Source organism: Nocardia niwae NBRC 108934 = DSM 45340 (assembly GCF_001613465.1).
Taxonomy (GTDB): Bacteria; Actinomycetota; Actinomycetes; order Mycobacteriales; family Mycobacteriaceae; genus Nocardia; species Nocardia niwae.
On record NZ_BDCK01000032.1, the window covers coordinates 20,318 to 32,970 of the forward strand.

Sequence of the window (12,653 nt, forward strand, 5' to 3'; positions counted from 1 at the left end):
CCGACCGGGTCGGGACACGGGCTTCAGTTTGTCTCGATACGCTGTACAAATGACTGATTGGCAGGCTTTCACCGTCGAAACCAAGGATCATGTCGCGCAGGTGACGTTGATCGGGCCCGGCAAGGGCAACGCGATGGGTCCCGACTTCTGGCGCGAGCTGCCGGAAGTGTTCCAGGCGCTGGACGCCGATCCCGAGGTGCGGGCGATCGTGCTGACCGGCTCGGGCAAGCACTTCTCCTACGGTCTGGACCTGCCCGCGATGAGCGGCACGTTCGGTGCGTTGCTGGCCGATCGCGCGCTGGCCGCGCCGCGCACCGACTTCCTCACCGAGGTGCGCAACATGCAGGCCTCGATCACGGCCGTGGCGGACTGCCGCAAGCCGGTGATCGCGGCGGTGTCCGGCTGGTGCATCGGCGGTGGCCTGGACCTCATCGCGGCGGCCGACCTCCGCTATGCCAGCGCGGAGGCCAAGTTCAGCCTCCGTGAGGCCAAGGTCGCGATCGTGGCCGACGTCGGTTCGCTGCACCGGCTGCCCGGCATCATCGGCGAGGGGCACCTGCGTGAGCTCGCCTACACCGGCAAGGACATCGACGCCGCCCGCGCCGAGAAGATCGGCCTGGTCAACGACGTCTTCCCGGATCAGGAGGCGGTGCTGGGCGCGGCGCACGCCACCGCACGCGAGATCGCCGCGAACCCGCCGCTGGTGGTGCAGGGCGTCAAGGATGTGCTGGATCAGCGACGCAAGGACGAGATCGCCGCGGGCCTGCGCTACGTCTCCGCGTGGAATGCCGCCTTCCTGCCCTCGGAGGATCTCACCGAGGCGATCAAGGCCGTCTTCGAGAAGCGCGCGCCCGAATTCCGCGGCCGGTGACACCGGCGGCGCGCCCGCAATAGGGCGAGCGCGCCCTGCCGAGCCCCCAAGGGTGGGTATCGAGGGTGGGCAAGGTGATTCGCCTCAGGGTCGCCTTGTCCTCACCCTAGGGGTGGCTGTGTGCGGCGCCGATCGTCCATATCGTTTGGGACGTCGGAAATTTCGCCTCGCATTCAGGAGCAAGAACAATGCGTATCAAGTCCTTCCTCGCCGCTGGTCTGCTGGCCACCGCTGCCGTCGCCGGGGTGTCGACGGCTGCTTCGGCCTCGGCCGCGCCGGTCTACCACGAGGTCGCCTACGGCGGCACCTACGTCGGCACCTACGCCACCCTGAGCGCGTGCCGGGCCGACGGCGAGTCGCCGAGCACCGGCGGCTACTACTGGGAGTGCATCGAGTCCTGGGACGGCTGGGACCTGTACATCTACTACTGAGCCACCTGTCACCGAGAAGGGGCATCCGGTATCCGGGTGTCCCTTTTCGCCTTTCGCACCGCGAACGAAAGAGCGGGGAGTCCGTGTCGACCGGACTCCCCGCTCTCGTTGTGCCCGAGAGGCTTTCAGTGCCCGCCCTGGTCCTTCAGGCGCTGGATGGACGCTTCCACCTCGGCCTCGGCCTCGGCCCGTCCGACCCACTCCGAGCCCTTGACGAACTTGCCGGGCTCCAGATCCTTGTAGCGCTCGAAGAAGTGCTTGATCGCGGCCAGTTCGAACTCCGGGACGTCCTTCAGATCCTGGATGTGGTCCCAGCGCGGGTCGCCCGCGGGCACGCACAGGATCTTGTCGTCGCCACCCGCCTCGTCGACCATCTTGTACATCGCGACCGGGCGGGCCTCGACGATCACGCCGGGGAACACCGAATCGGGCAGCAGGACCAGCGCGTCCAGCGGGTCGCCGTCCTCGCCGAGGGTGTTCTCGATGTAGCCGTAGTCGGCGGGATAGACCATGGACGTGTACAGGAACCGGTCGAGCCGGACCCGGCCGGTCTCGTGATCGACCTCGTACTTGTTCCGGGAACCCTTGGGGATCTCGATGGTGACGTCGAACTCCACGCCATCTCCTTCGTGCATCGGGGCCGAGCTCGGCGACTCGGCTGCTTTCGGCGACTGCCGACTCGGCCGCTGCGGAGTGTGCCGACTCGCCAGGTTGTTCGGGGGAACGTTTGCGCAACGAGGATAGTGTGGTCGGCGGGGACATGGGTGCGGCAGGCGGCTGCTGCGGGAATCGGTCAGGAGAGCGGCGGCGACGTGTTTGGTGGCAACGAGAACATCGGTGGGCTGGCCGCCCGGCGGCGCCGCAACAGATGGATCTGGATCTCGAGCACGGTGGTCGTACTGATCGTCGCCGCCGCCGTGGCGCTGCTCGCGGTACGCCCGTGGACCGCCGAATTCCGGCACGGCGGCCTCACCGTCGCCGCGCCGCCCGATCCGGTCGAGCCGTCGCCACAGGTCGGCCCGGCGCGGTCCACCGAGTCCGTGCCGAGTCCGGCGGGGATCGCCGCGGCTCTGGCCCCGGTGATCGCCAACCCGGACCTCGGCGCGTTCGCCGGGCAGGTGACCGACGCGGGCAGCGGGACGGTGCTGTGGAGCGGCGACGCGAACCGGCCGATGATCCCGTCGTCCACCGCGAAGATCCTCACCACCGCGGCGGCCTTGCTCACCCTGCCCGCGGAGCACCGGGTGACCACGAAGGTCGTCGCCGGCGCGGCCCCGAACGAGGTGGTGCTGGTCGGCGGCGGCGATCCCACGCTCACCGCGCAGCCGGACGGCAAGGGGTACTACCCGAAGGGGCCGCGGCTGTCCGATCTGGTCGGCCAGATCAAGTCCGCGGGCCGCGCGGTGGACACGATCGTGGTCGACACCTCCGCCTACACCGGCCCGACCATGGCACAGGGCTGGGATCCGGTCGACATCCCCGAGGGTTCCATCGCCCCGATCGAGCCGGTGATGATCGACGGCGGCCGCTTGCAGCCGCTCGTCGAGTACTCGCCGCGCACCGCCACCCCCGCACTGGACGCGGCGCGTCGGCTCGCGACCGATCTGGGGCTGGACCCCGCCAAGGTCAGGACGGGTGTCGCGCCCGCGGGCGCCGCCGAGATCGCTTCCGTGCAATCGGCGCCGCTGCGCGACCGGCTGCGCGACATGATGGTGTACTCCGACAACGTGCTGGCCGAGGCGATCGGCCGGGAGATCGCCACCGCTACCGGCGGTGCGGCGTCCTTCGCCGGTGGGGTCACCGCGGTGCGCACGGCGCTGAGCAACGCCGGTTTCGATCTGACCGGGCTGGATATGCACGACAGCAGCGGGCTTTCGGTCGACGACCGGATTCCCGCGCGGTTGCTCGACCGCGTCGTGGCGACCGCGGCCGCACCCACCGGCGCGACGGCGGTGCAGCCGGCCGGTACCAAGGCCAAACCCGAGAACAACCGTGTGGCGGCCACCCTGGCGCCGATGCTCGACGCCCTGCCGGTCGCCGGCGCGACGGGGTCGCTGACCAGCCGCTACGTGACCCGGGATCGCCAGGGCGCGGGCTGGGTGCGCGCGAAGACCGGAACTCTCTCGGTCTCCAGCGCGTTGGTCGGATATGTGCTGGACGCCGATGGGCGGGTGCTGACCTTCGCTCTGATGTCGAACGATCGACCGCCGGAGGCGAGCAGGCCCGCGTTGGACGCGATCGCAGGCACGCTGCGAAACTGTGGATGCTCCTGACGGGTGGTTGATCATGACCCAGCAAGGTTCCGAGACAGCCGAATTCGGCTCCGCCGGCGCGGACGAGCGGCGCAAGGGCCGCTCGGGTCTGTCCGGTGTGGTCGATTGGCGTCTGGCCGCGAGAACCGGCTCCGCCTTGGTGCCCGCCGGTCCGCGCACGTCGCGCTATTCGGCCGAACAGGTGGTCGCCGAACTCGCCGAGTCCTCGGTGCGGGCCGAGGGGCCGGTTCGCGAGGTCAGCGGGTTGCTGGACGACCGGCCGGTCCCGGCTGCCCGCATCGTCGACCGTCCCGGCTGGATCACGGCCGCCGCCGACTCGATGGCCCAGCTCACCGGGACCGGCGAGGCCCGGTTCGACCGCAAGCTGCTGGCGGGTAAACCCGCGGGGGTGCAGGCGGGCGCCATGCTCGCCTTCCTCTCCACCGCGATCCTCGGTCAATATGACCCGTTCACGGGTCCGGACGGCACTCTGCTGCTGGTCGCGCCGAACATCGTGGCGGTCGAACGGGCGCTCGGGGTGTCGCCGAGCGATTTCCGGCTATGGGTGTGCCTGCACGAGGTGACCCACCGGGTGCAGTTCTCCTCCGCGCCCTGGCTCGGCGACTACATGCGCGCCAACGTCGAGGTGCTCGGCGAGGCCGGTGACGAGCCGCTGAGCGACATGCTGTCGCGCCTGGTCGACGAGGTGCGCGATCGCCGGCGCGGGACCACCCCCGGCGACCCGGCCGCGCGCGGCGTGGTCGGCCTGCTGCGCGCCACCCAGGCCCCGCCGCAGCGCGCGGCGCTGGACCGCCTGCTCATGCTCGGCACCCTGCTGGAGGGACACGCCGATCACGTCATGGATGCGGTCGGTCCCGCGGTCGTGCCGTCGGTCGAGCAGATCCGCACCGCGTTCGACCAGCGGCGCAGGCGTCCGACGAACCCGGTGCAACGCATTCTGCGCGCGCTGCTCGGCGTGGACGCGAAGGTCGCCCAGTACGTGCGCGGCAAGAAGTTCGTGGACGAAGTGGTCGCCACCGTCGGGATGACGCGATTCAACACGGTGTGGACCGACGCCGAGACGCTGCCGCGCACCGACGAGATCGAGCACCCGCAGCGCTGGATCGAGCGCGTGCCGGCCTGAGCGGTTCCGCGCCCCGGCGGTGGTCCGCCGCAGGCGGCCGACCGGTAGGCTGCGCCCATGGGGCGTGCGCCAGGAACGACACCCGGGCGCTTCGGGTCGGAGACCGGGTCTTCCGGTTCCGTGCGCCCACCCGCGCCCGCCGCAGGCCCCGGCCGGCTGCCCGAGACCGTCGCCGTGCTCGCCGTCCGCAGGGCGGTCCGCGATTGGCTGGGCAGGTTCGGGCCGCGTGACACCGAGGAGCAGGCGGTCGCGGTCGCGCTGTCCGGTGGCGCGGATTCGCTGGCCCTCACCGCGGCGGCGGTGGTGGAGACGAACGCGGTGGACGCGCTGGTAATCGATCATCGCCTGCAACCCGGCTCCGGCGCCGTCGCCGCCGAGGCGGCGGCACAGGCACTGGCCCTGGGCTGCCGGTCCGCGCGCGTGCTCGCGGTCCAGGTCGGCACCGAGGGCGGGCTGGAAGCCGCCGCGCGCCGGGCCCGTTACGCCGCGCTGGACTCGGTGCGCGCGGGGCTGTCGGTGCTGCTCGGCCACACCCTCGACGACCAGGCCGAAACAGTGCTGCTCGGCCTAGCGCGCGGCTCCGGTGGCCGCTCGATCCAAGGAATGGCCGCCTGCGCCGAGCCGTGGGGGCGGCCGCTGCTCGGCGTGCGCCGGGACACCACCCGGCAGATGTGCGCCGACCTGGGCGTGACGCCGCACGACGATCCGCACAACGCGGCGCCGGAGTTCACCAGGGTCCGGCTGCGCACCGAGGTGCTGCCGCTGTTGGAGCAGATCCTCGGCGGCGGTGTGGCCCCCGCGCTGGCGCGCACGGCCGAGCAATTGCGGGAGGACGGCGCGGTGCTGGACGTGCTCGCCGCCGACCTGCGGCACACCGCCGGTGATGGGCAGACGCTGATCATCGAGACCCTCGCCACTGCGCCCGCCGCCCTGCGGAAACGGGCGATCCGGGCATGGCTGCTCGACAACGGTGCGAAAGCCCTGACCACTAAGCATTTACAGGCAGTCGACGAACTGGTTACGGCTTGGCGCGGGCAGGGCGGCGTCGCGGTCGGCGGAGGAAGGCCGGGTAGCAGGTTGGTCGCCGGGCGCGAACATGGCAGGCTGACACTGCGGCTGGGCGAGGACGGCATCGGACCGATGACGCAGACCGAACCGGCCGAACGGGCTCACCACCACGGAAGGGAATCCAGCTGACGTGTACGGGGACGACATCGCGTCGGTGCTGATCACCGAAGAACAGATCGCCGCCAAGACCCAGGAGCTGGCCGAACTCATCGCCAAGCGGTATCCCCCGGACGCTCCCGAGGGCGATCTGCTGCTGGTGGGCGTGCTCAAGGGCGCCATCTTCTTCATGACCGACCTGGCCAAGGCGCTGCCGATCCCGACCCAGATGGAGTTCATGGCCGTCTCGTCCTACGGGTCGTCGACCTCGTCCTCCGGCGTCGTGCGGATCATGAAGGACCTGGACAAGGACATCGCCGGCCGCAACGTGCTGATCGTCGAGGACATCATCGACTCGGGGCTCACGCTGTCCTGGCTCAAGCGGAACCTGTCCACCCGTAACCCGGCCTCGCTCGAGGTGGTCACCCTCCTACGCAAGCCCGACGCGTTACGCACGCCCGTGGAAGTCGCGCACGTCGGGTTCGACATCCCGAACGAATTCGTCGTGGGCTACGGCCTCGACTACGCGGAGCGCTACCGCGACCTGCCCTACATCGGCACCCTGGACCCCAAGGTCTACGGCGGCTGAGACGTCAGCCGGGCAGGATGCCGTAAATCGTTGCCGGGGAACCGGAGCCGCCGCGATACAGCGGTCCGCCGACCAGCACCCACGCACCGGTCACGGGCAGCGCGGCCAGGTTCGCCAAGCACTCCAAGCTGATCCGGCGCTCGCCGTAGAGCAGCTTGGACACCGCGTAGGTCTGATCCGTGCCCACATCGGGGCCGAACGTGTCGATGCCGAGCGCCCCGCGGCGGCCCAGCCTTCCGCTGCGCAGCAGCCATTCCACCGTCTCCACCGCGAAACCCGGTTGGCGACCGGCCGCTTCTCCCGTGCCGATGAACTCCGGTGTTCCCCATTTGGCGTCCCAGCCGGTCCAGGCGATCACCGCCGCGCCGTCCGGGATCCGGCCGTGCGCGGCCTCCCAGTGCGTCAGATCGTCGACCGTGACCGCGTAGTCGCGATCGGTCGCACAGCGCTGCCGGACATCGACCTTCACAGCGGGCAGCAGCAGATCGTCCGGCTCCAGTTCGTGCGCGGCCAGCCCGTCGGCGCGGAAGTGGATCGGAGCGCCCCAATGCGTTCCGGTGTGTTCGCCTTGCCGGATGTAGCGCAGGTAGTAGCCGTGCTCGGCGATCGTGGCCACGACGTCGGTGCGGAACTCGGGATCGTCCGGGTACAGCGGCGTGGTGGCCGGGTCGTGGATGTGCGACAGACCGACCAACCGTCCCAGCGGGCGCGGTGTGGTCATCGGGTCCGCTGCGGGATCGCCCTGGCCAGCGCGAGCAGATCTGCTTCGAGGAGCCGGAACAGCCGATAGGTCAGCACGAAGGCCAGGATGCCACCCACACTCAGCACGCGCACCGGAACGATCACCAGCTCCAGGTCGGCGGCGTCGACGAAGGTCGCGCTCGCCACACCGAGCAGCGGAACCGATGCCGCGACACCCAGATAGAAGTTGCCGCGCCGGGCCAGCGCGCGAAGCTGGCGTTCGTCGTCGGGACCGATGCCGCCGCGCACCAACAGCTGTGGATAGATCGAGCGCACCGCGTAGACCATGATCGGGAAGAACGGATAGGCCAGCGCGATCGCCGCGCACACCACCTGCGCGGCGAAGAAATGCAAGAAGGTCCCCCGGGGCAGGTCGACCCCTGAGAAGGCCAGTCCCAGCGGCCAGATGATGCCGGCCACCAGCCAGAAACCGAAGGGTATCCACACCGCCCAGTCACCCATCAGCAGGGTGTCGCGGCGCGCTTTCGCGAGCGTGCGTGCCGAGTATCCGCGGCCGTGACCGAGGCGATAGGAGATGGCGAGCGGCCGCCGGGTCATGAACAGCAGCAGCACGGCGGCAACCGGGAACGCGACGAGATTGTTGATCAAGCCGACCGCTGCGAACTTCTCCTGGTCGGCGGCCGACATCCGGTCGATGATCAGGGCCTGGTTCAGCTGGATGTTGTAGAAGCTGGCCAGCACGTTGGGCACGCCGACACACAGCGCCGCGACCGGGAGCAGCCAGCCCCTGGCTCGGTGCGCGAGACTGCGGGGCGGGGGATCGACCAGATCCCGCGCTCGGGTGTCCAGGCACAGGTCGAGTTGCGCCGCGAGTTCCGCGCCGCCGCGCCAACGGCGCTCGGGGTCCTCGTGCAGGCAGTCCAGCAGCACGCGCCGCAGCGCGGCGGGCGTGTCTTCCGGCAGACGCGCGAGCGCCGCCTGCGAGACACCGGCGCGGCGTACCGCGAGCATCGCCGCGTACGTCTCGGCATCGGGCCCGGCCTCCGCGATGGGCGGATCGTCGAAAGGGGTCGCGCCCGTCAGCAATTCCCACAGCAGTACGCCGAGGGAGTACACGTCGCTGGCATCACCGGGGACGGGCGCACCGGGATCGAGATAGCAGGCCAACTGTTCCGGGGAGCGGTAGACCAGGGCGCCGGGACCGGGCGGCGCGGCAGCGTGCGCCGCCGACTCGCCGAGGGTGAAATCGGCGAGTTTCGGGATGCCCTCCGCGGTGAACAGCACGTTCGCCGGCTTGATGTCGTGGTGCAGCACGCCTTGGTGGGCGGCGTAATCCAGCGCGTCGGCCAGCCGCCTGCCCACCCACGCCACCGTCTCCGGCCAGCTCAGCCGGGCGATCTCGGCGCGCACGCTGGAATCCGAGGGCCGGATCTCGCCCCTGGCCTCCATGGCGCTGTCCACCGCGCGCAGCAGCAGCGCGCCGCCGTCGGACACCGGGCCGTGACGGCGTTGTTCGAGCAGGCCCGCCGCCGTGCCGCCGGGAAGATACTGCATGTAGACCAGGCGGGGGAGGACGGTCGCCCGGGATTCCGGCGCGAGGGCCGTCCCGACGCGCGCGGCCCCCGCATTGTCCGGCGGGCCCGCGATGGTCGCGTCCGGATCGACCGGTCGTTCGGTCCCCGCCGCGTCGGGCTGAGCGACAATCGCCGCGTGGTCGGTCGATCGCCCGGACTCGGAGGTTCGGGGAGGGCGAGAGCGGAGCGGAGGAGACCGGTCGGGCTCGGCGACGACGGTCTCGTCATCGACGGTTTCCCCCGCGCCGACCGTCGCCTCGTCCAGGACGGAAGGGCGGGTCACGGTCGCGCCGTGGTTTTCGGCGACGTGCGGGCGAGACTCGCCGGGGCGGCTGGTCCTCCCGGTGGGCGGGGGTTCGGCAATGGTCTCGTCGTCGCTGGGGCGACTCGGCGTCCGGCGGGGTGGGGCCGCCGCGACGGTGGCGTCGAGATCGAAAAGGGTTTCCGCGTCGCCGGGGCGGCCTGCGGTCCGGGCGGGCGGGGCTGCGGCGGTGGCGTCGAGATCGAACGAATCGGCGGCCAGGGCGTCGAGTTCGTGGCGTGGCGCGGCGACGGTGATGTCCGCGTCGGTGGGGGCGCGGTGGCTCCCGTTCGCGGGGGTTGCCGCCTTTGTGCGGGTAGGCGTGGCGTCGGCGCTGAGCACCCGCTGATCGAAGACGCGCACGATGTGGGCGTGGTCGAGCTGGGCCATCGTGCGCGGTGCGCCCGCCCGGCCCGCTGAGAACCGGACGGCGACCAGTCGTTGCATGGAACGCTGTCTGGCCAGGAAGACGCGGCCGAGCAGCCCGGCGCCCAGGTCGGTGAGCAGATCGAAGTCATCGATCCGGAGGCCGGGGGCCAGGTCGGCGAGCGCGGCGAGGGATTCGCTCGACGCGTCCTGCTCGTCGTCGGATTCGGCGAAGCGCGCGCGGATCGCGCCCGCGAGATCAAGGTAATCGGCGAGGAAGTCCTCCAGCGACAGCCGTCCGCGTCGGCGGCGCACCAAGAATTCTTCGCACACGAGATCGACCAGCTCGGGGCTGTCGTCCACCTCCGGAAATTCCCCGCGGTATTCGGCGACTCGTTTGCCGAGCCCTTCGCGTTCCCAGCGTCGCCGCAGATCCACCCGGATCAGGTCGACGAGTACGGCCAAACGAGCCTGCGTGCCATCGGGCACATAGTCGCGGATCTGCGGCGGTAGCCGGTCGCTATGAAGGCTGCGCTGCCAGTCGGCGGTGAACCGGGCGACGGCATCGGTGCGCGGAAAACTCACGTGTCGGTCTCCGCGGCGGTCGTGGTCGCTCGGACGGTCCTGGCCTCGGTGGTCCCCTTTTCGACGGATTCGGGATCGACCACCCGCTCCAGCGCGCGCAGATCCGCTTCCAGCGCACGGAACAGCAGATAGGTGCCCACGAACGCGATTATGCCGCCCACACACAGCAACCGGACCGCGAAGATCACCGACGGAATGTCGGACGGCGGCAGGAAGGTCACTCCGGCGACCGCCAGCAGCGGCACCGAGGCGGCGACCGCGAGATAGCCGTTGCACCGCCGGTCCAGGCCACGCAGCCATACCGCGTCCTCGGGGCTGATGTCACCGTGCCGGAGGAACAGCGGATAGATGCAGCGCACCATGTAGAAGGTCAGCAGGAAGAAGGGGTAGGCGACCGCGATCGCACCGCACACCACCAGTGAGGAGAAGAAGTGCACCACGGCGCGCGTCGCGATGTCGCCGGTCGATACCTGCAGCGCGATCGGGAAGATCAGTCCGGCCAGCACCCACAGCGAGAAGGCCACGACCACCGCCCGATCGCCCATCAGCAGCGCGTCCTTCCTGGCACGCCGCAGGGTCTCGGGGTCGTAGCGTCGTCCTTTGCGCAGACCACGCGGCACCGTCAGCACGTATCTCGCCATGTACAGCACGAGCGCGATGCCGGCCGGGAAGAAGATCGCGTTCACCACGCCGGTGATGATCAGGAAAGTCTGCTGGGCGTCCTCGGTCATCCGGCTGATGATCAGGTGCTGGTTGTGCTGGATGTTGTACAGCGACGCCAGCACATTCGGCAGCGCCACCGCCAGCAGCGCCACCGGCACGATGTACGGGCGCAGCCGCCGCCGCCAGCTGTTCGGCGGCGGGTCGACCAGGTCCCGCGCGCGCTCGTCCAAGCACATCTCCAGCTGCCTGGCCAGGATCGCACCGCTGGACCAGCGATTGCTGCGCTCCGGGGCGAGACAGGTCAGCAGCACGCGGCACAAGGCGGCGGGGCAGTCGGCCGGAACCCGTTGTAGCGCGACCTCGTCCACACCGGTGCTGCGCCGTTCCAGCATGGCCTCCAGCGTGGTGTCGTCGCCTTGCTCGCCCGCGCCCGCCGTCCGGTCGTCGAACGGCTTCGCGCCGGTGAGCAGCTCCCACAGCACCACACCCAGCGAGTAGATGTCGGCTCGGGTGTCCAGGTCGGCGGCGCTGCGGCCGAAACTCGGGTGGCAGGCCTCCAGCTGTTCCGGCGACATGTAGGCCAGTGAGCCGCCGAAATAGGCCACCGGGCTGGTGCCCTCCACGTTTCGGCTGAAGCTGATGTTGAAGTCCGCCAGCTTCGGCACGCCCTCGGCGGTGAGCAGGACATTGGCCGGTTTCACGTCGCGGTGCAGCACGCCGTGCGAGGACGCGTAGTCCAGCGCCTCGGCCAGCCTGCGGCCCAGCCAGGCCACCGTCTCCGGCCAGCTCAGCCGGGCCAGTTCGGCGCGCACGCTGGAGTCGGTCGGCCGGATCTCGCCCTTCTCCTCCATCGCCGCGTCCACCGCGTCCAGCAGCAGCCGGCCGCTGCGCTCCCCGGGCGGGGTCGCGCGCAACCACCGCAGCACGCCGAGCAGCGTGCCGCCGGGGAGGAACTGCATGTACAACAGCCGCAGCCGGCGTGCGGCGCCTTCCTCGTCGTCCAGCAGCCGCTGGTCGAAGACCCGCACGATGTAGTCGTGATCCAGCTGCGCCAGCGTCTGCGGTTCGGTGCCGTGGTCGCTGGAGATCTTGACCGCGACCAGCCGTTGCAGCGAGCGCTGCCGCGCGAGGAAGACCCGGGCGAACGCACCGCTGCCCAGACCGGTCAGCAGGTCGAAGTCATCGATCTGCTGACCGATCTCGATGCGGTCGAGCGGGTCGGGCCTGCTCGGTCCGGTGCCGACCGTCGTGGGTACGGCGGTGGCCGTACCCGTCAGATCGGCGGCGGTCGTTCTGGTCACCTCGGAATCACGAGCGGACTCGGCGGTTCGGTTCAACGCGGTGTCGTCGAGATCTGCGCCGCCGCCCGTGAAGACGGCCCGGGTGGCCTCCTCCGGAGTCGCGCGGCGCGTGCTCTGGTCGACCTCGTCGGCGTTCAGCAGCTCGCGCAATTCCTCGGCCTGACGTGGATATTCCCGCAGGCATTCGCGCGGATCGACCCGCTCGCCGCTCTGGCGGCGGATGACGAACTCCTCGTACACCAAACCGGCCGGAATATCGTCGGAGGCGAGTTCGGGAAATTCGGCGCAGTAATCGGCGAGCCGCATGCGCGTGGCAAGCTCCGTCGCGTCGCTCTTCCTCGCACGGCGGCGATGCAGCCAGCGGTTGCGCAGGTCGACGCGAATCAGCTCGAGCAGCGCCTCGCGGCGCAAGGTACTGGCGTCGGGCAGGTATTCGGCGATGACCGGGGGGCGCCGGGTCGATTTCCAGGCCGCGGAGAACGCTGCTACCGCGTCGGATTCGGCACGCGACAGATCACCACTCCTGGCACGGGTGGAAACACCTGTGTCGGCTTCGGAACTTCTCTCAGAGTTCGCGCTCATGCTGGGACCTAGTGGCTCGGCGGACGCCGCAGAATCCGCATCGGTCGTTGCCGGATGGGCCGAAAATTTCCCGCCACACCCGACACCATCATCCCCCGTGCCGTATTCGAAATGATAACTTGCGGCTC

At 70.2% G+C, this 12,653-nt stretch carries 10 protein-coding genes; 6 read left to right on the forward strand and 4 right to left on the reverse strand.

The window, feature by feature from the left end; genetic code table 11:
* Nucleotides 1-49: 49 nt before the first annotated feature.
* Both NNI01S_RS22830 and NNI01S_RS22835 read left to right on the forward strand, forming a co-directional pair.
* Entirely contained in the window at nucleotides 50-871 is an 822-nt protein-coding gene (locus NNI01S_RS22830; protein WP_063022187.1) for a crotonase/enoyl-CoA hydratase family protein, read from the forward strand.
* A gap of 188 nt (nucleotides 872-1,059) precedes the next feature.
* A complete protein-coding gene (locus NNI01S_RS22835) occupies nucleotides 1,060-1,302 on the forward strand; it encodes a hypothetical protein (RefSeq protein WP_063022188.1) in 243 nt (80 codons plus the stop codon).
* A gap of 125 nt (nucleotides 1,303-1,427) precedes the next feature.
* On the opposite strand, the gene NNI01S_RS22840 is transcribed toward NNI01S_RS22835, so the two are convergent.
* A complete protein-coding gene (locus NNI01S_RS22840; protein ID WP_063022294.1) occupies nucleotides 1,428-1,919 on the reverse strand; it encodes an inorganic diphosphatase in 492 nt (163 codons plus the stop codon).
* Between the two features lie 216 nt (nucleotides 1,920-2,135).
* On the opposite strand from NNI01S_RS22840, the gene dacB reads away from it, so the two are divergent.
* Genes dacB through hpt form a run of 4 tightly spaced genes read left to right on the forward strand, consistent with a single transcriptional unit; the run spans nucleotide 2,136 to nucleotide 6,451 of the window.
* Nucleotides 2,136-3,575 (forward strand): D-alanyl-D-alanine carboxypeptidase/D-alanyl-D-alanine endopeptidase, encoded by a 1,440-nt coding sequence (gene dacB / locus NNI01S_RS22845; protein ID WP_063022295.1) that lies wholly within the window; start codon nucleotides 2,136-2,138, stop codon nucleotides 3,573-3,575.
* A gap of 13 nt (nucleotides 3,576-3,588) precedes the next feature.
* Nucleotides 3,589-4,698: a zinc-dependent metalloprotease gene (locus tag NNI01S_RS22850; RefSeq protein ID WP_063022189.1), complete on the forward strand. Its 1,110-nt coding sequence runs from the start codon at nucleotides 3,589-3,591 to the stop codon at nucleotides 4,696-4,698.
* Nucleotides 4,699-4,755: 57 nt separating this feature from the next.
* Nucleotides 4,756-5,895, forward strand: a complete 1,140-nt coding sequence (gene tilS, locus NNI01S_RS22855; protein WP_084489206.1) for a tRNA lysidine(34) synthetase TilS — start codon at nucleotides 4,756-4,758, stop codon at nucleotides 5,893-5,895.
* Nucleotide 5,896: 1 nt separating this feature from the next.
* On the forward strand, nucleotides 5,897-6,451 hold the full coding sequence (gene hpt, locus NNI01S_RS22860; RefSeq protein WP_040864524.1) for a hypoxanthine phosphoribosyltransferase: 555 nt from the start codon (nucleotides 5,897-5,899) through the stop codon (nucleotides 6,449-6,451).
* A 4-nt stretch (nucleotides 6,452-6,455) separates the two neighbouring features.
* On the opposite strand, the gene NNI01S_RS22865 is transcribed toward hpt, so the two are convergent.
* Genes NNI01S_RS22865 through NNI01S_RS22875 form a run of 3 tightly spaced genes read right to left on the reverse strand, consistent with a single transcriptional unit; the run spans nucleotide 6,456 to nucleotide 12,525 of the window.
* Nucleotides 6,456-7,172: a cyclase family protein gene (locus NNI01S_RS22865; protein WP_063022190.1), complete on the reverse strand. Its 717-nt coding sequence runs from the start codon at nucleotides 7,170-7,172 to the stop codon at nucleotides 6,456-6,458.
* Nucleotides 7,169-9,979, reverse strand: a complete 2,811-nt coding sequence (locus NNI01S_RS22870; RefSeq protein WP_063022191.1) for a protein kinase domain-containing protein — start codon at nucleotides 9,977-9,979, stop codon at nucleotides 7,169-7,171. The genes NNI01S_RS22865 and NNI01S_RS22870 overlap by 4 nt, the downstream gene beginning before the upstream one ends.
* A complete protein-coding gene (locus NNI01S_RS22875; protein ID WP_084489208.1) occupies nucleotides 9,976-12,525 on the reverse strand; it encodes a serine/threonine-protein kinase in 2,550 nt (849 codons plus the stop codon). Before NNI01S_RS22875 ends, NNI01S_RS22870 begins: the two co-directional genes overlap by 4 nt.
* Between the last annotated feature and the right edge of the window lie 128 nt (nucleotides 12,526-12,653).